Origin of the sequence: Pseudomonas sp. PDM18 (assembly GCF_014852585.1) — a bacterium.
In the GTDB taxonomy this organism is placed as follows: Bacteria; Pseudomonadota; Gammaproteobacteria; order Pseudomonadales; family Pseudomonadaceae; genus Pseudomonas.
Genome location: NZ_JACVBX010000023.1, coordinates 1 through 19,311 on the forward strand (window position 1 = coordinate 1; position 19,311 = coordinate 19,311).

The 19,311-nt window shown below is 65.9% G+C and carries 19 protein-coding genes and 2 pseudogenes; 8 read left to right on the forward strand and 13 right to left on the reverse strand.

Annotation, left to right across the window (positions count from 1 at the left end):
- The 4 genes and pseudogenes from IB274_RS28670 to IB274_RS28685 all read left to right on the forward strand — a co-directional run.
- Positions 1-431 (forward strand): annotated as a pseudogene (locus IB274_RS28670) (urocanate hydratase); the annotation flags it as partial.
- Between the two features lie 10 nt (positions 432-441).
- On the forward strand, positions 442-1,614 hold the full coding sequence (locus IB274_RS28675; protein ID WP_192436165.1) for a CaiB/BaiF CoA transferase family protein: 1,173 nt from the start codon (positions 442-444) through the stop codon (positions 1,612-1,614).
- Entirely contained in the window at positions 1,611-2,756 is a 1,146-nt protein-coding gene (locus IB274_RS28680; RefSeq protein WP_192436166.1) for an acyl-CoA dehydrogenase family protein, read from the forward strand. Before IB274_RS28675 ends, IB274_RS28680 begins: the two co-directional genes overlap by 4 nt.
- Before the next feature lie 106 nt (positions 2,757-2,862).
- Positions 2,863-4,266: a purine-cytosine permease family protein gene (locus IB274_RS28685; RefSeq protein WP_192436167.1), complete on the forward strand. Its 1,404-nt coding sequence runs from the start codon at positions 2,863-2,865 to the stop codon at positions 4,264-4,266.
- 37 nt (positions 4,267-4,303) lie between these two features.
- Here IB274_RS28685 and IB274_RS28690 read toward each other — a convergent pair whose 3' ends face one another.
- From IB274_RS28690 to IB274_RS28700, 3 genes are read right to left on the reverse strand one after another with little or no spacing between them, the layout of a single operon-like run.
- Positions 4,304-4,624 carry a hypothetical protein gene (locus IB274_RS28690; protein ID WP_192436168.1) on the reverse strand — a complete coding sequence of 107 codons (321 nt, stop codon included), beginning with the start codon at positions 4,622-4,624 and terminating at the stop codon, positions 4,304-4,306.
- The gene (locus tag IB274_RS28695; protein WP_192436169.1) at positions 4,621-5,145 is read right to left on the reverse strand and encodes a thiamine pyrophosphate-binding protein; all 525 of its coding nucleotides are present in this window, start codon (positions 5,143-5,145) and stop codon (positions 4,621-4,623) included. The genes IB274_RS28690 and IB274_RS28695 overlap by 4 nt, the downstream gene beginning before the upstream one ends.
- A complete protein-coding gene (locus IB274_RS28700; protein ID WP_192436170.1) occupies positions 5,142-6,326 on the reverse strand; it encodes a PepSY-associated TM helix domain-containing protein in 1,185 nt (394 codons plus the stop codon). Before IB274_RS28700 ends, IB274_RS28695 begins: the two co-directional genes overlap by 4 nt.
- A 305-nt stretch (positions 6,327-6,631) precedes the next feature.
- Here IB274_RS28700 and IB274_RS28705 point away from each other — a divergent pair, with 305 nt between their 5' ends.
- The 3 genes from IB274_RS28705 to IB274_RS28715 all read left to right on the forward strand — a co-directional run bounded on the left by IB274_RS28705 (position 6,632) and on the right by IB274_RS28715 (position 8,876).
- Positions 6,632-7,252: a hypothetical protein gene (locus tag IB274_RS28705; RefSeq protein ID WP_192436171.1), complete on the forward strand. Its 621-nt coding sequence runs from the start codon at positions 6,632-6,634 to the stop codon at positions 7,250-7,252.
- Between the two features lie 8 nt (positions 7,253-7,260).
- Complete coding sequence (locus IB274_RS28710) at positions 7,261-7,569, forward strand: transcriptional repressor (RefSeq protein ID WP_192436172.1); 309 nt, start codon at positions 7,261-7,263, stop codon at positions 7,567-7,569.
- A gap of 200 nt (positions 7,570-7,769) precedes the next feature.
- Positions 7,770-8,876 carry an NADH:flavin oxidoreductase/NADH oxidase gene (locus IB274_RS28715; protein WP_192436173.1) on the forward strand — a complete coding sequence of 369 codons (1,107 nt, stop codon included), beginning with the start codon at positions 7,770-7,772 and terminating at the stop codon, positions 8,874-8,876.
- An 87-nt stretch (positions 8,877-8,963) separates the two neighbouring features.
- Here the strand turns inward: IB274_RS28715 and IB274_RS28720 are convergent, their stop codons facing one another.
- From IB274_RS28720 to IB274_RS28730, 3 genes are read right to left on the reverse strand one after another with little or no spacing between them, the layout of a single operon-like run.
- Positions 8,964-9,773, reverse strand: a complete 810-nt coding sequence (locus IB274_RS28720) for a hypothetical protein (protein ID WP_192436174.1) — start codon at positions 9,771-9,773, stop codon at positions 8,964-8,966.
- A gap of 26 nt (positions 9,774-9,799) precedes the next feature.
- Entirely contained in the window at positions 9,800-10,201 is a 402-nt protein-coding gene (locus IB274_RS28725; RefSeq protein WP_192436175.1) for a TssQ family T6SS-associated lipoprotein, read from the reverse strand.
- A gap of 37 nt (positions 10,202-10,238) precedes the next feature.
- Entirely contained in the window at positions 10,239-10,958 is a 720-nt protein-coding gene (locus IB274_RS28730; RefSeq protein ID WP_192436176.1) for a PEGA domain-containing protein, read from the reverse strand.
- Positions 10,959-11,543: 585 nt separating this feature from the next.
- Here IB274_RS28730 and IB274_RS28735 point away from each other — a divergent pair.
- A complete protein-coding gene (locus IB274_RS28735; RefSeq protein WP_192436177.1) occupies positions 11,544-11,873 on the forward strand; it encodes a hypothetical protein in 330 nt (109 codons plus the stop codon).
- A 105-nt stretch (positions 11,874-11,978) separates the two neighbouring features.
- Here the strand turns inward: IB274_RS28735 and IB274_RS30225 are convergent, their stop codons facing one another.
- The 7 genes and pseudogenes from IB274_RS30225 to IB274_RS28765 all read right to left on the reverse strand — a co-directional run bounded on the left by IB274_RS30225 (position 11,979) and on the right by IB274_RS28765 (position 19,311).
- Positions 11,979-12,710, reverse strand: a complete 732-nt coding sequence (locus IB274_RS30225) for a cache domain-containing protein (RefSeq protein ID WP_412548459.1) — start codon at positions 12,708-12,710, stop codon at positions 11,979-11,981.
- A 132-nt stretch (positions 12,711-12,842) separates the two neighbouring features.
- Positions 12,843-13,136, reverse strand: a pseudogene (locus tag IB274_RS30230) (methyl-accepting chemotaxis protein); the annotation flags it as partial.
- A 315-nt stretch (positions 13,137-13,451) separates the two neighbouring features.
- The gene (locus IB274_RS28745) at positions 13,452-13,928 is read right to left on the reverse strand and encodes an ester cyclase (protein ID WP_192436179.1); all 477 of its coding nucleotides are present in this window, start codon (positions 13,926-13,928) and stop codon (positions 13,452-13,454) included.
- An 86-nt stretch (positions 13,929-14,014) separates the two neighbouring features.
- A complete protein-coding gene (locus IB274_RS28750; protein WP_192436180.1) occupies positions 14,015-15,877 on the reverse strand; it encodes an FAD-dependent oxidoreductase in 1,863 nt (620 codons plus the stop codon).
- Positions 15,878-16,035: 158 nt separating this feature from the next.
- Positions 16,036-17,460: a gamma-aminobutyraldehyde dehydrogenase gene (locus IB274_RS28755; RefSeq protein WP_192436181.1), complete on the reverse strand. Its 1,425-nt coding sequence runs from the start codon at positions 17,458-17,460 to the stop codon at positions 16,036-16,038.
- A gap of 104 nt (positions 17,461-17,564) precedes the next feature.
- Positions 17,565-18,371 carry an ABC transporter permease gene (locus IB274_RS28760; RefSeq protein WP_024766933.1) on the reverse strand — a complete coding sequence of 269 codons (807 nt, stop codon included), beginning with the start codon at positions 18,369-18,371 and terminating at the stop codon, positions 17,565-17,567.
- Positions 18,361-19,311, reverse strand: a complete 951-nt coding sequence (locus IB274_RS28765) for an ABC transporter permease (RefSeq protein ID WP_412548458.1) — start codon at positions 19,309-19,311, stop codon at positions 18,361-18,363. Before IB274_RS28765 ends, IB274_RS28760 begins: the two co-directional genes overlap by 11 nt.

Sequence of the window (19,311 nt, forward strand, 5' to 3'; positions counted from 1 at the left end):
TGGGCCAGCGCGCCAAGCTCGGCCTGGCGTTCAACGAAATGGTCCGCAGCGGCGAGCTGAAGGCACCCATCGTGATCGGCCGCGACCACCTCGACTCCGGCTCGGTGTCCAGCCCGAACCGCGAGACCGAAGCCATGCAGGACGGCTCCGACGCCGTGTCCGACTGGCCGCTGCTCAACGCCCTGCTGAACACCGCCAGCGGCGCCACCTGGGTTTCGCTGCACCACGGCGGCGGCGTGGGCATGGGCTTCTCGCAGCACTCGGGGATGGTGATCGTCTGCGACGGCACCGACGAAGCGGCGGCGCGCATCGCACGCGTGCTGACCAACGACCCAGGCACCGGCGTGATGCGTCACGCCGACGCTGGCTACCAGATCGCCATCGACTGCGCGAAGGAGCAGGGCCTGAACCTGCCGATGATCACCGGCTGAGGGCCAAACCATGAACAACGTGACTGAACTGCCGACTCCACAGCCGCTGATGGGCGTGCGCGTGCTGGACCTCAGCCGGGTACTGGCCGGGCCGCACTGCACCGCCATGCTCGCCGACCTCGGCGCCGAGGTGATCAAGTTCGAAGTGCCGGAACATGGCGACGACAGTCGCCACCTCGGCCCGTTCAAGGATGGCGAGAGCATCTACTTCGGCCTGATCAACCGCGGCAAGCGCAGTGTCGAACTGGACTTCAAGGCGCCCGCGGACCTGCAGCGCTTCTACCAGCTGGTGGCCGATGCCGATGTGGTGGTGGAGAACTTCCGCCCCGGCGTCACCCAGCGCCTGGGCATCGACTTCGACAGCCTCCGCCAGCACAACCCGAAGCTGATCTACGCGAGCATCTCCGGCTTCGGCCAGAACGGCCCGCTGTCGCGCCGCCCGGCCTACGACATCGTCGCCCAGGCGATGTCCGGGCTGATGAGCGTCAGCGGCTTCCCCGAAACCGGGCCGACCCGCAGCGGCGAGGCGCTGGGTGACTTGTGCGCCGGCGTTTATGCAGCCTGGGCAATCAGCAGCGCGCTGTTCGCCCGCGAGCACCAGGGCAGCAGCGCGCAGTACATCGATGTCGCCATGTTCGACGTGCTGGTCAGCCTGCAGATGACCGGCCTCTCCAACCTGTTCGCCCACGGCCGCGCGCCGGGGCTGGTGGGCAACCGCCACCCGGTGTCCACGCCGTTCGATACCTACCGCGCCGCCGATGGCCTGGTGGTGATCGCGGTAGCCAGCGACAAGCTGTTCCGACGCTTCTGCGAAAGCATTGGCCGCGCCGAACTGGCGCTTGATCCGCGCTTCGCCGATGACCCCTCGCGCACCCGCAACGAACAGGCCTTGCGCGCCGAGATCGAGCGCTGGACCGGTGCGCGCAGCGTCGAGCAGGCCTGCGACCTGCTGCTCGATGCCGGTGTCCCGGCGTCGCCGGTGTGGAACCTCGCGGAGGCCACCGGTAGCGAGCAGGCGCAGGTGCGCCAGTTGCTGGTACAGCCGGCCGACGGCCAGTCGCCGCTGGTGCCGCAACCTGTCTACTTCAACGGGCGCAAGCCCCATGCCGCCACGCGCGCGCCTCGCCTGGGCGAAGCCAATGCCGTGTTCGGCCTCGATAACCGTGCTGGAGCTGTCCAATGAACTTTGCAATCGACGCCACCGAACTGGCCATCGTCGACTCGGCCGAGCGCGTCTGCCGCGATGTGCTGGTCGCCAACGCGCAACGCTACGACGAAGAAGAGAGCTTCTGCGCCGAAAGCCTGCAGGCCCTTGGCGAACTGGGCTTCATGGGCATCAACCTGCCGGAGAACTATGGAGGCTTCGGCATCGGCAGCCTCGCCATGAGCCGGGTGGTCGAAGCGGTGTCCGCCGCCTGCGCCTCCACCGCCTCGGCACTCACCGCGCACTTCCTCGCCACCGACTCGATCCTCATCGGCGGCAGCGAAGAACAACGCCAGGAATGGCTGCCGCGCTGCGCATCGGGCGAGCTGCTGGGCGCCTTCGGCCTGACCGAGCCGGCGGCCGGCTCCAACCCGGCGGACATGCGTACCCGCGCCGTGCGTGAAGAAGGCGGCTGGCGTATCCGTGGCAGCAAGCACTACATCACCAACGCCCGCGAAGCCGACTTCATCGTGCTCTATGCCAAGACCGATCCTGAGGCTGGCGCCCGTGGCATCAGCGCTTTCATGATTCCCAAGGGCACCGCCGGCGTCACCTTCGCCAACCCGGAAAAGACCATGGGCCTGCGCGGCAGCACCATCTACGAGCTGGCCTTGGATTGCTGGCTGCCCGCCGAAGCGCTGCTGGGCGAGGAAAACCAGGGCTTCCGCACCGCCATGGAAGTCCTCGACCGTGGCCGTGTTGAGGTTGCCGCCATGTCCTTAGGGATCGCCCGCGCAGCGATGGAGTACGCGCTGAAGTGGGTGGACGAACGGCAGATCGGGCCCAAGCCGCTGTCGGCCTACCAGGGCACCCAGTGGCGCATCGCCGACATGCACGCGCAGTTCGAAGCGGCGCGCCTGTTGACCATGCAGGCGGCGGCGCGGCGCGACAGCGGCGAGCGCTTCAGCCTCGAGTCGGCCACCGCCAAGCTGTTCGCCGCCGAGGCCTGCGGCTTCATCACCGATGCCGCGCTGCAACTGCACGGCGGCTACGGCTATATCCGCGACCTGCCGCTGGAGCGCTTCGTGCGCGACGCGCGGATCCTGCGGATCTTCGAGGGAACCTCCGAGGTGCAGAAGATCATCATCTCCCGCGCCGTGCTGGATGCCGCCCGCCATTGACGGCAGGTACGGGGCGGCCGCGCGGGCCGCCCCGGCGAATCAGGAAACGCTGTGCATAACAACAACCGCGCGCCGGGTGTCCGGTCGTGCGCGAGGAGAAAGCCCCATGGCTGGTAAGTCCCTGATCGAAACTCGCTCCATCGATTACATACCCGAGGCCGAGCGGCATGGCCGATTGTTCAGTCAGTTCACCCTGTGGTTCGGCTGCAACCTGCAGATCACCGCGATCGTCACCGGCGCCCTGGCCGTGGTGCTGGGCGGCGACGTGTTCTGGTCGCTGATCGGCCTGTTCATCGGCCAGGTCTTCGGTGGCGTGGTAATGGCTCTGCACGGCGCGCAGGGGCCCAAGTTGGGCCTGCCGCAGATGATCTCCAGCCGCGTGCAGTTCGGCGTGTTTGGCGCGGTCATTCCGCTGGTGCTGGTGTGCGTGATGTATGTCGGCTTCAACGCCACCGGCACGGTGCTCGCCGGCCAGGCCATCGGCCAGTTGGCCCACGTCAGCGATACGCTGGGCATCCTGCTGTTCGCGGCGGTCATCGTCGTGGTGACGGTGTGCGGCTACCAGGTGATCCATCTGCTGGGCAAGGCCGCCAGCGTGCTGGGTATCGTCGCTTTCGCCTACCTGTTCGTGCGCCTGCTGTCGGTCAACGACATTGGCGTGCTGCTGGAGAACCGCCACTTCGCCTGGAATACCTTCCTGCTCGCGGTTTCCCTTGCAGCCTCCTGGCAGATTGCCTTCGGGCCCTACGTGGCGGACTACTCGCGCTACCTGCCCAGCCGCACCTCGTCGCGCAAGACGTTCCTCGCCGTGGGCCTGGGCTCGGTGATCGGTTCGCAGACATCGATGGTGCTCGGTGTGTTCGCCGCGGCACTGGCCGGCAAGGCTTTCTCCGGCCAGCCGGTGGCCTACGTGGTCGGGCTGGGGGCAAGCGGCATGATGGCGGCTGCGCTGTTCTTCAGCGTGGCGTTCGGCAAGGTCACCATCGCCACGCTGAACGCCTATGGCAGCTTCATGTGCATCGCCACCATCATCAGCGGCTTCCGCGGCCATCTTGAAGTGTCGCGCCTGCAGCGTCTGCTGTTCGTGCTGCTGATCGTCGGCCTGTCCACCGGCCTGGCGCTGGCGGGGCAGCACTCTTTCCTGGCCGCGTTCAAGTCCTTCCTGCTGTTCCTGCTGGCGTTCTTCACCCCATGGAGCGCGATCAACCTGGTGGACTACTACTGCATCACGCGTGAGCGCTACGACATTCCGGCACTGTCCGATCCCGATGGCCGCTATGGTCGCTGGAACTGGACCGGCATCGGCGTCTACTGCTTCGGTGTTCTGGTGCAGATGCCCTTCATCGACAGCGGTTTCTACACCGGCCCGCTGGTGGAAGTGCTCGGTGGCGTGGACATCTCCTGGTTGATCGGGCTGTTGCTGCCGGCGCTGGCATACTACCTGCTGGCGAGAAATGACCCGCGGCACGTGCCGGCCGCCATCGTGTTGCCCGGATCGTCCACCACCTGATGGGTTGCGGCCGGGAGGCGGAACTCCCGGCCGCCGTTCAGCTGCCTTTGATCTCGCTCGGCTCGACCTCGACCATATAGCCTGGCCCGACGTCGAAGAGGATGTAGAAGTCCCCGCTTGGCCGCTTGAAGGTCAGGCTGGAGTCTGCACCCAGCTTGCCGGGGATCAGCACCTGGTTGTCGGCGCTCATCACGTCCAGGGTCACGCCCGGCGCGGCGCTTCCGTCGCTGAAGCCGCCGACGCAGCGGATGGTCTGCGCATCCAGTGCTGTGCATTCGCAGTAGGGCGCGTGGGCCTGGGCGCTGGCGCTGGCGGTCAGTCCGAGCAGCACGGCGCTGTACTTGAGGATCGCTTTCATCGGTTGCTCCGGGTCTTTTCCAGCCAGGCCACCAGCGAGGGCGAGGCCTTGTCCAAGGGAATCTGCGTCTGGTACACGGCGCCGTCCCAGCCTTCCACGGTCAGCCACAGCTCATCGGCCGGGGTGACGCGGGCCGGGATGGTGACTTCGGCGAACTGCTGATGGCGCGCACCGGCGAACAGGCCGCCGCCCGCACGCAGGCTGCGGGGCTGGCCGATGCGCAGATAGGCTGCTTTCACCTGTGGATAACAGCTGTCGCAGAAGGCCAGGGTGAAGGCCTTGACGAAGCCGGCGCGACCTTCGTCCTCCGGTTCACCGACTTCCCACTCGGCCATGCGTGCGGTCCACGGGCCTACCTGAACGGCGCCGATATCGCGCTCGCCCAGCCCGCGAAGGCCTCGGTCGAGCTTTGCCTCGTGGAAGTAGTGCGGCATGAAGCCCAGGGGAATCAGCACCAGCACGGCGCTGAGGTGGAAACGCCAGCGCAGCCATTGGCGGCGCAGTTTGCTGTCGCCGCTCATCGGCTGGCCTCCGGGATGGCTGCGACGCTGATTCGCTCGCGGGCCTTCTGCTTCTTCAGTTCCTTGGCGGTGGCGATCAGGGTGCGCTTGCTCCAGATCATCAGGCCGCTGAGCACCATCATGCTGAGGATCAGGCCGAACACGAACCAGATCAGCTTGACCCACACGCCGCCGAAGTCGCCGGTGTGCAGCGGGCGCATGGACTCGGTAACGAACTCGAGGCCCGAGCGGTCGGCCAGCAGGCGGGTCGAGGCCACGCTGCCGTCGTAGGGGTTCACCTGGGCGCTTTCGGACATCAGCGGGTACCAGGCCTTGCCGAAGATCGTCACCGGGTCGTAGGCGCTGGTGGGCAGGCGGAAGAAGTTCGGCTCAAAGCCCGGAATGCGCTGCTGGGCAGCCAGCACGGCGGCGTCCAGGCCGATGCGCGGCGGCGCGGCGCCGTTCTCGCCCAGTGGAATGCTGTCGCGCTGGATGATGGTCGGCACGCCCTCGCTGGAGAGGGAGATGCTGTTGTCGTAGAGCACCGCCTGGATCAGGAACCAGATGCCGGTGATGGAGATCACCGCGATGAACCAGATCGACCAGAGGCCCATCAGCCGGTGCATGTCGCCCCAGAAGATCCGCGCGCCCTGGCGCAGGCGCAGGGTCGGCTTGAGGAAGCCGCGCCAGAAGCGCTTGTAGACCACCAGGCCGGTGACCAGCGAAGCCAGCATCGGCAGGCCGAGCAGCGACACCAGGTACCAGCCCCAACTGTAGCCGTGGTTGAACGGCACCAGCCACCAGCCGTGCAGGGCGCGGGTGAACTGACGGAAGTCGAACAGCGGCATCTTGCCCTGGATGACCCCGGTGTAGGGATTCACGTAGAGCATGGCGGTTGCGCTGTCCGGATAGGTGACGCTGACCCGCAGCGCGAAATGCCTTTCGCTGGGGGCGCTGATCATGCGCACGGCGGCCTGCGGTTGCTGCCGGAGCATGGCCGCGAGTACCTGGTCGTAGCCCAGGCGCTGGGCGTCACCGTCTGGCGGGTTGGCACGCACGGCCGGGTCGGTGAGCCAGACGATCTCCTGGCTCACTGTGGCCAGGGTGCCGGTTATGCACACCAGGAACACGAAGAACCAGATCGGCAGGGCCAGCCAGCTGTGGACCAGGAACCAGAGCCTGGAGCGGGATTTCTTTGACATGGGGAATCACTGCCACGCAAAAGGGGACAAAGGAAAAGGCCCCCCGCCGGACTGGGCCGACGAGGCGCGAAGACACCAAAGGAGCTGCGGTGTTCTAGATGTAAGGACGGATGAGATCGAAAAACCGGCCATGTGCAGTTGCAAACAAATGTTTCGGAAGGTTTTTCCCGGTCTTTTCCATTTCCTTACACATTTTCGGTGCGTGTTTTTCGCGGCTCATCCGTCTTGTTATGTGAAAGCGATCGATTCGCAACGGATGCGAACGACGTTTCTTTCCAGTAGCGCCCAGACAGGAGAATCCCCTCATGAACGTTTCCCTTCGCCAGCCCGTGCTGCTGGCTCTGGCCTTGAGCTGCGTGCCATTGGCCAACGCGGACTACCTGTGGCTGGAGCGCGGTGCAGGCCAGAGCGCGAAAAGCTATTTCAGCGAACTGCAGCCCGGAGAACACCTGCCGGTGGCCCAGTTGCAGGACCCCCACCTCGTGCTGGGCGAGGGCAAGACCGCAACGCTGAAGGTCGGGGTCGACTCTTTCGAGATCGGCAGCGCTCCGGCGGGCGACCTGCGCGTTGCCGCCCAGCGCGCCGAAGGCAGCACGCTGACCATCTATCAGGCACGCGAGGGGCGGACCGAAACCCGGGCGCAGAATGATCTTGAACTGGTGCCCACCACGCCCGGCGGCAATACCTTCGCCCTGCACTGGAAAGGCACCGTAGTGCCGGCCTCGCAGGTCAACGTGTACACCTCCGAGCAGTGGACCCGCAGCCTGAAACCGGCGGCGGACGGCACGGTGACCCTGATCACGCCGTTCCCGGCGCGCTATGTGCTGGAGGTTTCCGCACAGATCAATGGCGGCGCCAGCATCGAGGGCAAGCGCTATGACAGCGTGATCCATGTTTCCACACTGTCTTTCGAGGTGCGCAAATGAGAGCTGCGATGAAAGTCAGTACGCCAGTGCAGCCCCGTCTGCCGCGCCCGGCCCGGCAACTGCTGGAGCACGCCGGTCTGCGCAGCAGCCTGCCGCGGCTGAACATCCTCGATGCGCTGGTGATCTGCGGCAAGGCGACCGCGGTCGAGCTGCATGCCTATCTGGAGGAGCCGGGCCTGCCCATCTCCCTCAGCTGCGTCAGCCAGACCCTGCGCCGTCTGCACCTCTCCGGCCTGATCGAGCGCGACACGAACAAGCGCTACAGTCTGGCGGCGGGCGCTGTGGCCGCCATGGGAAAGTCCAACGAGGTGCACTGACAGCGGCGAATCTCCCTATAGGAGCGGGTCATGTCCGCGATCGCACGCATAGCGCGCTCCTACAAGGGGGGAGCCGGCGTTTCCGTCCGGTTGCAGGTGTCGCGGCTGCGACGGAGCCACCTATCATCTGGGCCTATCCTTAGGCGATCCCGGTCTACAGTTGTAGGACAAGATCTGAAGACCAGAGAGGGAGTGCCACCATGAGCCAGTTGTTCGAGCCCCTGACCCTGCGCCAGCTGACCCTGTCCAACCGCATCGCTGTTTCCCCCATGTGCCAGTACTCCGCCCAGGACGGCCTGGCCAACGACTGGCACCTGGTGCATCTGGGCAGCCGCGCCGTTGGCGGCGCCGGTCTGGTGATAGTCGAGGCCACGGCGGTCGCCCCGGAAGGGCGGATCAGCGCCGAGGACCTGGGCATCTGGAGCGACGAACAGGTTGAGCCGCTACGGCGCATCACCCGCTTCATCGAATCCCAGGGCGCGGTTGCCGGCGTGCAACTGGCCCACGCCGGCCGCAAGGCGAGCACCTGGGCGCCGTGGCTGGGCAAGCACGGATCGGTGCCGATCAGCGAAGGCGGCTGGACGCCGGTGGCGCCCTCGGCCATCGCCTTCGACCCGCAGCACACCGCGCCCATCGCCCTGAGCGAAGAGCAGATGGCGACCATCAAGCACCAGTTCGTGCGCGGCGCCGAGCGGGCCCTGGCCGCCGGCTTCAAGATTGCAGAGGTGCATGCCGCCCACGGTTACCTGCTGCACCAGTTCCTTTCGCCGCTTTCCAACCAGCGCCGCGATCAGTACGGCACCTGTTTCGAGAATCGCATCCGCTTCCTCCTTGAAGTCACCGAAGCCGTGCGCGCGGTCTGGCCGCAGGAGCTGCCGCTGTTTGTCCGCTTGTCCGCTACCGATTGGGTGGAGGATGGCTGGAACCCCGACGAGACCGTAGAGCTGGCGCGCCGTCTGAAGAACCTGGGCGTGGACCTGATCGATGTGTCCTCCGGCGGTACCGCAGTGAACGCCGAGATTCCCGTGGGGCCGGGTTACCAGACGCAGTTCGCCGAGCGGGTACGCAAGGAGGCGGGCGTCGCCAGCGGCACCGTGGGGATGATCACCGAGCCGGTGCAGGCCGAGCACATCCTGCGCACCGGACAGGCAGACCTGATCCTGCTGGCCCGTGAGCTGCTGCGCGATCCGTACTGGCCGCTGCATGCCGCTGATGAACTGGGCGGCCAGCCGGTGCCATGGCCGGCTCAGTACTTGCGCGCCGCGCAACGCGGCACGCCCAAGCGCAAGGCATACGGCCAGGTTTGACGTTTGACCTGGTCGCGCGGGCCAGCACTGCGTGCCTCAACCTTTCCCTCCCACCGATGAGTCAGGCGCCGCCCGTGCGGCAGCCGCTCATTGCGGGTCGTTTTCCCTCACCGAGAACAGCGGCGGGCGGAGCGGGGTGGTGAATGGGCGATGCCCTTCGTCCAGCGCTGTCGTCACCGGCGTGCGCTCCACGCTGTCGATGGTCCAGCCGTCGCCTTCGTGCCTGAGCAGGTACGCCAGCGGAACGCCTTCCCTTAGCACGCGCTCCGGGCCTTTGCGGCCAAGCGCGTAAAGCGCGACTTCATAAGCAATGATCTCGCCGGCCTTGCTTCGGCTGGCAGGCACCAGTCGCGCATAGTTGAGCACCGGGGAGTCCGCCAGGCGCCCCAGGGCGTGCTCCCCCAGGTTGGCCTCGGCGTAAAGCGGATAGAAGGCCGGCGCGGATGGCGTGCTGACGTCGATCACCTGGAGAAACCCATAGCGCTGCCAGTCGCCGACGCCGAACAGGCCAGCTCCGGAGCTGGCCAGTACCTGGTAGCGCTTTTTCGGCAACTCGATGGCCAGCAGGCGGGCATTGCGCATGTCCAGCCGGGGGAAGTTGCCCCAAGGCGTGGCGACGGCATTGAAACGCTTCCTGCCTGCGATGACCCAGGCTGACTCCCCGGCGGTTTGCAGATAGGTCGGTGCGTTCTTCACCTCTGTGCGGTACTCGCTCCCGGCCTTCGACACCTGCTGGGTGAAGCTGGAGCTCAGCACGCTGATGGAAACCTGCTCGCCACTCCACAGGCTCTCGACGGCGGCGCTCAGGCTCTCATGTGTGTCGGCCTGGGTTAGCGGCAGTACGCCCAGAAGGGCCAGCGCCAGGCCAAGGCGGCCTGACCGGTGAGTAAAAGACATAGGGGCCTCGCTATCGGCGGAAAGGTTCAACGGCGCGCCGCCAGGACGAACACAGGGCCCCAGAGAGGATGACTCGCTTCTGCGGTTCCCAGGTGGAAGGTCGGGTCGAGCTGCAAGGCGCGGTCGAAGGCGAAGCGGCACTGGATCGGCCGCTCGGTCACGCAATAGCTGAATGCGAGGTACTTGAGCGCGTTCAGCTTCACCTGGGTATCGCCGGCCCACAAGGGCGGCGCGAGGAACTGTTCTTCGGCAAGGTAGTAGTGCCCCGCCTCATACAGCCGCAAGCCTTCGGCCAAGGTGCTCTCCGCGTTGGCCTGGGTATCGTCCGTGGGCGTTGCGGGCGGTTCTTCGAGTTGGCTCCGGCAGCCTGACGCTAGCGCCAGAAAGGCGACCAGCAGCGATGCCGAAAGAGTTTGCAGAGTCTTCATGGGGCTGTCCGTTTGCGGATAAGGGGCCTGCCGGCGCTCACTGGAAGCTGTGTCGCAGCGTCACCGACTGGCCGGCGGCTATCTGCACCTTCTGGCTGTAGCTGGGCAGGTCGGGATTGCGCAGCTCGACGGTATAGAGACCAGGTGGCAGTTGCAGCGTGAACAGCGGCGGGCTGATGCCGCGCTTGCGACCGTCGATCCAGACCTCGGCCCACGGCTGGACTCCGACGATCAGCGTGCCGAACGTGGCGGGCGCCGGCGTGTTGCGTGGTTTTTCCGGGCTGGTCGGTCTCGTGCGGGCGATGGCGGCGGTATCGGACGGTATCGTCCGCACGGTATCAGCGGGCGACGGGGGCGTCGGTTGCTTGCGTTCCACCTGCCTGCGTGCCGAATCCTTTGCTGAAGAAGGGCCCGTTGCAGGTACAGGAGTTGGTTTTTCAATGCTCGGCGTGGCGGGCGCCACTTGCGTGACGGCGGCATCGTCCGGCGAGAGCTGACGCTCATAAGCCGCCGGGGCGGGCAGTTCATCCAGCTCAGGCTCGGAGAATGTGGGCAGCGCCGGCTCGTCATCCATCGGTTCCTGGGTAACGGTCACGGTACTTTCTTCGCGGTTGTCCATGCTCTGCGCTTGCGCAGGAGGCTGAATGCTTGGCTCGTGGTCTGCAGGGGCGACGAAGGTGTTGTCGAATGTTCCGGCCTTCCAGAGCGCCGCCAGCAGGACGCAGGCAGCAACGCCGACGATCAGCAGCCCATTCACGAATGCTCCGGGCACAGAGCGGCGGGGGATGGACGCTGGCAAAGGTTCGGACGGTTCCTGCTTCTGGGGTGGCCGAACGGGAGATGGTGATGGGACTGCGGGGCGTGGCATGACGGTGTAGGCGGTGCCCGGACCGTCCCATGAGCTCAGGGAATCGATGGACACCGAATCGGGTCGCGGAGTGCCCGGAGGCGTCCGGGTGTCTTGGAGGCGGGGAGACTTCGCGGTGGGTTCCATCGGGCGGCATCTTCAAGGGGGTGAAGAAAAGGCCTGGCCCTCGTACTGGAAACGGGTTGCCGTGTTCGACGAGAAGCAGGCATTCAATGTTCGAAAATGGCCGCGGATCATAGAAAGCCGCTTTCCAGGGCTCAAATGCGCCGGGTGGATTCCGTCGCCGGGGTGGGAATTTGAGGATCAGGTCGCGCTTTGCGACAGCTGTCGGCGTGCTCGTTCAGGAGGTGTGACCAGTAGGTCAGGAAAAGAAATGAAATGTGATATCTGTCGCACAGTGGCGTTCTGATGCTACTCTGGCCACGCTCGCGCAAGGATTGCGCCACTACCCACTAGAGCACCACTGGAGCACGCATGGACGCATCTGCAACGCCTGCTGTCATCCCGCAATCGGAAATCGCCCTGCTGGCGAACATCCTCGCCCTTGCCACCCGCAACATGTCCAACCTCAGCACGCTGATTACCCAGTTGTCGGTGGAGCTCGGCCATAGTCCCGACCCGCACCTGCACCGCGTGGGCCAGCGGGTGCTGGCGGATGTGGATGTGCTGGCGCAATCCCTGGATACCCAGTGGGAGCTGATTGGTGCGTTGTCGCGCTTCTGCCCGCTGCTGTCGCGCACGCCGCTGGTGAAGCCGGCGCTGGTGACGGAAATCCATATCACCGAGTTGCCCCAGCGGACGTAGGTCGAGCCAGGGTTCGCCAGCAAGCTCGCTCCTACAGCCTGCCTCCGCTCTGGAGCCGGCCTTGTAGGAGCGAGCTTGCTCGCGAACGACGCCATCGTCTGGCGCTTATTCGCCGGCCTGCGCCTGCTCGAAGCTCATCATCAGCGCCCAGGGCGCATCGCTGTCGCCCACGCGGATGGAATGCAGCAATTGCACGCGGCGGCCCTTGACCTGTTCCCAGCCGCGGCCCTGGGCGATGGCGTTGCGTGCTTCCTGCGGCAGCTCGCCGGCCTTGTCGCCCAGACGCTTGGCGTCCGGGTGGGTGACATAGATGCCGGCGTTGGACAGCAGCGTGTACTGGCCATTGCCCATTGGGCTCAGCTTGCCGAGGCTTTCCTGCAGCTGGTGCAGGGTGTAGTCGGCGCCCAGAATGCCGAGGAAGCGGCCGTTGGAATACATCGGTGACATGAATGAGGTCATCAGCACGGTGCTGCCGCCGACGCTGTACTCGTAAGGCTCCATGAACACGTCGCGGCCGTTGTCGCGGGGGATCTGGTACCAGTCGCCGCTGCCGTCGGCCTTGTCGTAGCCCACCAGGCATTCACGCTGGGCGACGCCACTGCCACGGTGCCAGTAAGCCATCATACGCCCGCTGGCGTCGTGGCCGGGCGCGTTGATGAACTCGGCATCGCGGCCATCGAAGGCATTGGGCTCGCAACCGCAGGCGAAGGCCAGCAGCTCGGGGTTGCGGGTCAGGTATTCGTGCATCACTGCGTCGATCTGCTCACGCTGCGGGCCGAGGTTGCGGCTCTTCATGCCGAGGATGAAGTGCTTCAGGCCGTAGAGCGCGGTGGCCATGATGGCGAAGCGCGCTTCCAGCCGCTGGGCCTCGCTGGCGAGCACCACGCGGGCGGTGTCCAGCAGGCTGGAGTGCTCGGCCTGTTCGACGTCGGCAAGGGCGCGGGCGCTCTCGCTCTTGATCGAGGCGACGACGTTGCCGATGTCGGCGGTGGCGTTGGCCGACTGTGTCGCCAGACGGCGCACCTCATCGGCGACCACCGCGAAGCCACGGCCGCTTTCCCCGGCGCGCGCGGCTTCGATGGCGGCATTGAGCGCCACCAGGTTGGTGTTTTTGGCGATCTGCTTGATGACTTCGGAAACCTTGCTGATCTCGGTCCAGCGCACGTTCAGATCGGCGATCAGTTGCTTGACCTGGTCAATGGTGGAGCGGGTGCTGGAGCTGTCTTCGGCCTTGGCGGGCCGTGGTTCGAGTGTGATTGACATGGTTTGGGACACTGCAGTGGCGGTGGAGGGCAGGGGTAGGCGAGGGCTTGTCTTCTTCTTGTGCAGCTGCGCCCGGAGACGCGGCTGTCTTGCAGGACGCTGGTCGTAGGATGGCGGCGGATAACCCGTTCCGGGTTATGCACCCTACGTTTCTATGTAGGACTTCGTGCCAGCGCTTCCCCCTCACCCCAACCCTCTCCCGAGGGAGAGGGGGCAGTCCGTGTCGGCTGTGGCTTTGGTTTCATCCTGCGCCGAACGGTCCCCTCTCCCTCTGGGAGAGGGTTAGGGTGAGGGGCATTTATGCGAGCACGGGCCTTACCAGCCGAGCTGCTTGTGCAGGCCCAGGGCGTCGTAGTAGTCGCCCTGATAGACGATCTTGCCGTCCTTGACCTTCACGTAGCTCACACCGTCGAACGACAGCGGCTTGTTGGTCGCCGGGGTCTGGGCATCCCAGGCGCCGGTGTTGGTGCCGCTGAACGTCCACTGGAAGGCGATGCCGTCCTTGTCGACAATCGGTTTGCCGTTCATCTTCCACTTCAGGTCCGGAACGGCCCCCACGAACACCTTGATCACGTTGTCACGCGCGGCATCGCGGCCCTTCTGCGGGGCGCCGACGGTAACGTCGAAGTACTCCGCATCCTTGGCCAGGTAGCCGGCGGCCTTCTCGGCGTCGTGGGCGTTCCACGCGGCCATGTAGGCGTCGACTATCTGTTTGGGCGACTCTGCGGCCTGTACGAGGCCGGCAAAGGTGAACAGCGACAGCAGGTAAAACGCTCTGACGAGGTGACGCATGCTTGCCTCCGTTGCGGGCGTGCCCGCGGGTTGTCGGCCGGACGGCCGTTAAGTGCGGCGCCGCGTGGTACGCGGCGCCGGATTCTTCAGGCCAGTTCGCCCACCGCGCGCCAGGCTTCGTCGATGGCTGCGTGGGCATAGGCGTCCCAGGCGGCATCGGAGTTGGCGATGGTGACGTTGCCGACCTTGGTGCGAGCCAGGTTCATCAGTTTTTCGCTCTCTTGCTCATCATCGAAGAGGCTGTTGGAGAAGTACGAATAGCCGTGCGACCAACGGTTGATGGTGATCGCCTGGATATCCTTCTGATGGTCGAAGCCAGCCGGGCCGAGCATGGCCTGCAGCTGGTCGCGGATCATCTCTTCCATCTTTTCGAAAGGCATGGCGTAGAGCTTGCCGCGGCCGACGCGGGCCTGGGTGCGCGCATCCATGCCGGAGTTCGGGCTGGTGGGCACGTAGACCATGTGCAGGCCGATGGGCTGGTTCGGGTCGCGCGGGTGGCTGTAGCCGCCGATGTCCACCGGGTAGTCCAGCTTCACGCGGCTGTAGGGCTGGCTCGGCGCGTAGATCTCGTGCACGCCCAGCTTCATGAAGCTCTGCCAGTTGCGGATCACCACCTTGGTGTACACCAGCGGGAACTTCACGTTCTGCGCCAGGGCGTGGCTCTGCTCGGCGGAGAGGTCGCGCAGGATGTAGGGGATGATCATGTTGTAGCAGGCCAGCACGCAGTGCTTGGCGCGCACGCGGTGCAGGGCGCCGGCGCGGCTGTAGCCGACGTCCACGCCGCCGTCGCGGTTCTTCACGCTGACAGCGGTGCTGTTCAGGCGCAGGTTCACGGCGTTCTTCGGCTGATCCAGTTTCGAATAGTCGAAGGTGGCCAGGACGATGTCGTTCATGTCCAAGCCTTGCGCCACGCCCGGAATCAGGCCGCGCACCAGCAGGCGCGCCAGCGAGGCGTTACCGTCGGGGAAGTGGTAGATGTACGGCTCTTCCATCTCGGCCTTGGCTTCCTCGCTGATGGGCGAGAGGTCCATGGCGGCGAAGCCGGGGAAGCCCACGGAGTAGGCCGAATCGGCGGGGACGGCGTCGATGCTCAGCGCCGAGAAGTCGTTGGTGCGACTGAGAAAGTAGCGGGTGGCGGCTTCGCTCAGGCCGACGTCCTTACGCAGGAAGTCCTGGTAGCTGGTCTTGGCTAGGTGCGCTTCCTTCTCCTCGCGGGTCTTGCCGGCGAGGTAGTCCTTCGGCGCTTCGTGCAGGTCGATCAGCGCCTGGCGGTCGGCCTCGTGCAGCGGGAAGTCGGAGATGAACGCGCGCCAGCTGCGGGCGTTGAGTTTTTCCGGGGCGATGTCGTCGGCCACCATGGGCGTCGGGTCGCCGGACACCATCTTCGCCTCGCCGAAGCCGGCCTTGTCGAAGAACACGCCGCGCGACAGGCCCAGGTTCGGGTAGAAGTCGCGGTCGAAGGCGGTCTGGAAGCGGTCCACGTCGACGTTGAGCTGCTTGAGCAGCTTGTTCACCGTGTCGCTGTACAGGTGCTTGGGCGACTGGAAGGCTTCGCTGCCGCCGTAGCCGAGGATCATCCGGCCGCCGGCCTGGAACTCATTACGCTTGGCGTGGCCGCCGAAGTCGTCGTGGTTCTCGATGATCAGCACGCGCGCCTTGGGGTGCTTCTGCCGGTAGAACCAGGCTGCGGACAGGCCGCTTATGCCGCCGCCGACCACCACCAGGTCGTACTGCTCCTCGATCTTCAGGCCATCGGTATCGAATACCTTCTTCTCCCAGCCCATCTGGTGCGCGACCTCGAACGCGCCGGGATGGCTGCCGCGCATGCCGGTGAGGGCGGGCGGGTAGTAGCAGCCGGAGGGGGCGGCCTGGAGAAGTTGCAGCGGGGTGAGGCCTGCGCCGATGGTGAGGGCAACGCCGTTGAGGAAGTCGCGGCGGGTGATGGTCATGGGAAGTCCTTGCAAGGTGATGGCCCGGGGCACGGGCTGTCATGGTTTTACCCTTCCGCCCGGAAGGGGTTGCGGCATGCGTGGCCGCGCGGCGGTCCCGGTCGAGCGGGGCGCCGTAAAGCATCGGGCCCTCGTGTGAGGGCCCGACTTCTTACTGCTTAATGTTTGATCATCACGTGACGGATGGCGGTGTAATCCTCCAGGCCGTACATGGACATGTCCTTGCCGTAGCCCGACAGCTTCATGCCGCCGTGGGGCATCTCGGTGGTCAGCATGAAGTGCGTGTTGACCCAGGTGCAGCCGTACTGCAGGCGGGCGGACAGGCGATGGGCGCGGCCGATGTCGCTGGTCCACACCGAGGAGGCCAGGCCGTAGTCGGAGTCGTTCGCCCAGGCCAGCGCCTGTGCTTCGTCCTCGAACTCGGTGACCGACACCACCGGGCCGAAGATTTCGCGGCGGACCACTTCGTCGTCCTGGCGAGCGCCGGCGAGCACGGTCGGTTCGAAGAAGAAGCCCGCGCGGTCAGCACGCTTGCCGCCGGTGACCACTTCGATGTGCGGCACCTGGCGGGCGCGCTCGACGAAACCGATGACGCGCTCAAGGTGCTGCTCGGTGATGACCGGGCCCAGTTCGGTGTTCGGGTCGTCCTGCTCGCCGTACTGGATGCTGGCCACCGCTTCGCCGAGCTTCTGCACGAACTTGGCGTAGATGCCCTTCTGCGCGTAAATGCGGCAGGCGGCGGTGCAGTCCTGGCCGGCGTTGTAGAAGCCGAAGGTGCGGATGCCTTCCACGGCGGCGTCGATGTCGGCGTCGTCGAAGATCAGCACCGGGGCCTTGCCGCCCAGTTCCATGTGCATGCGCTTCACGGTGTCGGCGGTGCCGGCGATGATCCGGCTGCCGGTGGCGACCGAACCGGTCAGGGACACCATGCGCACTTTCGGGTGGGTGGTCAGCGGCTCGCCGACGGTCGGGCCACGGCCGAACACCAGGTTGACCACACCGGCGGGGAAGATGCCGGCTATCAGTTCGGCCAGGCGCAGGGCGGTCAGCGGGGTCTGCTCGGAGGGCTTGAGCACCACGGTGTTGCCGGCGGCCAGGGCCGGGCCGAGTTTCCACGCGACCATCATCAGCGGGTAGTTCCACGGCGCGATGGAGGCAACCACGCCCACCGGGTCGCGGCGGATCATCGACGTGTGGCCCGGCAGGTATTCGCCGGCGGCGGAGCCCTGCATCACGCGGCAGGCGCCGGCGAAGAAGCGGAACACGTCGGCCACGGCCGGCAGTTCGTCATTCAGCGCGGCGGAGTAGGGCTTGCCGCAGTTGTTGGACTCCAGGCGGGCCAGTTCCTCGGCGTTGGCATCGATGGCGTCGGCCAGTTGCAGCAGGAGCATCGCGCGGTCTTTCGGCGCGGTCTGCGACCAGCTGTCGAAGGCCGCGTCGGCGGCCAGTACGGCGGCGTCGACCTGGGCCGGAGTGGCCTCGGCGATCTCCACCAGGGTGGTGCCCAGGGACGGGTTCAGGACGGCGAGCTTCTCGCCTTCGCCAGCGACCAGTTGGCCGTTGATCAGCAGGTTGGTTTGCATGGTTGGGTCCTCTTGTTCAGAAGCGTGGTGCAAATTCGGTTGGGGTGTTTCTTCTTGGGGGCCTGCCGGCGAGTGGGCCGGCGGGCCTGAGGGGTTCTGTTGGCTTACTTGCCGCTCCCCGCCACGCCCTCGCCACCCTTGGTCAGGTAGTAGGCGCCGAGGATCGGCAGCATGGTCACGATCATCACCAGCATCGCCACCACGTTGGTCACCGGCACGTCGCGCGGGCGGCCCAGCTGGTTGAGCAGCCAGATCGGCAGGGTGCGTTCATGGCCGGCGGTGAAGGTGGTGACGATGATCTCGTCGAAGGACAGCGCGAACGCCAGCATGCCGCCGGCCAGCAGCGCCGAGCCGAGGTTGGGCAGGATCACGTAGCGGAAGGTCTGCCAGCCGTCGGCGCCCAGGTCCATCGAGGCTTCGATGAGGCTGTGGGAGGTGCGGCGGAAACGGGCGATGACGTTGTTGTAGACGATCACCACGCAGAAGGTGGCGTGGCCGATGACGATGGTCAGGAAGCCCGGCTCGATGCCGAGGGTCTTGAACGCCGACAGCAGCGCGATACCGGTGATGATGCCGGGCAGGGCGATCGGCAGGATCAGCATCAGCGAGATGCCTTCCTTGCCGAAGAAGTCGCGGCGGTACAGCGCGGCGGCCGCGAGCGTGCCCAGGAGCATGGCGATCAGCGTGGCGACGCTGGCGATCTTCACCGACAGCTCGATGGCTTCGAGCACGTCCTGGCGCGCGAAGGCGACGCTGAACCAGTGCAGGGTGAAGCCCTTGGGCGGGAAGCTGAAGGCCGCGTCCTCGGTGTTGAAGGCGTACAGGAAGATGATCAGGATCGGGAAGTGCAGGAACACCAGCCCGCCCCAGGCGGCCGCTTTCAGGCCCCACGAAGCTTTCTCAGAGTGCATCGAAGGCCCCCAGACGTTTGACGATGGACAGGTACACGGCGATCAGCACGATGGGCACCAGGGTGAAGGCGGCGGCCATCGGCATGTTGCCGATCGCGCCCTGCTGGGCGTAGACCATGCTGCCGATGAAGTAGCCCGGCGGGCCCACCAGCTGCGGCACGATGAAGTCGCCCAGGGTCAGGCTGAAGGTGAAGATCGAGCCGGCGGCGATGCCGGGGATCGACAGCGGCAGGATGACCTGGAAGAAGGTCTGCCGCGGGTGCGCGCCGAGGTCGGCCGAGGCCTGCAGCAAGGAGGGCGGCAGGCGCTCCAGGGAGGCCTGGATCGGCAGGATCATGAACGGCAGCCAGATGTACACGAATACCAGGAAGCGCCCGAAGCTGGAGGTGGACAGGGTGTTGCCCCCGATTCCCGGAATGCCCAGCAGCAGGTTCAGCACGGGCTCAAGACCCAGGTGCTGGACGAACCACATGGCCACGCCGCCCTTGGCCAGCAGCAGGGTCCAGGCGTAGGCCTTGACGATGTAACTGGCCCACATCGGCATCATCACGGCGATGTAGAAGAACGCCTTGGTCTTGCCGGTGGTGTAGCGCGCCATGTAGTAGGCGATGGGGAAGGCCACCGCACCGCTGGCAATGGAGACCGCGACCGCCATCAGCACGGTGCGCTGGATGATGTCGAAATTGGAGCCACTGAACAGCGAGCCGAAGTTGGCCCAGGTCAGGTCCGGCGTCACCGTCATGGTGAAGTCGTCGAAGGTGTAGAAACCCTGCCACAGCAGCGTCAGCAGCGAGCCCAGGTAGATCGCGCCGAACCACAGCAGCGGCGGAATCAGCAGCAGCGAGAGGTACAGCGTCGGCTTGCGGTAGAGCAGGTTGGACAGGCGCCGCAGCGGGCCATTGCCGGCCGCGGGCAGCGCTGCATTCATCGTCAGTTCCAT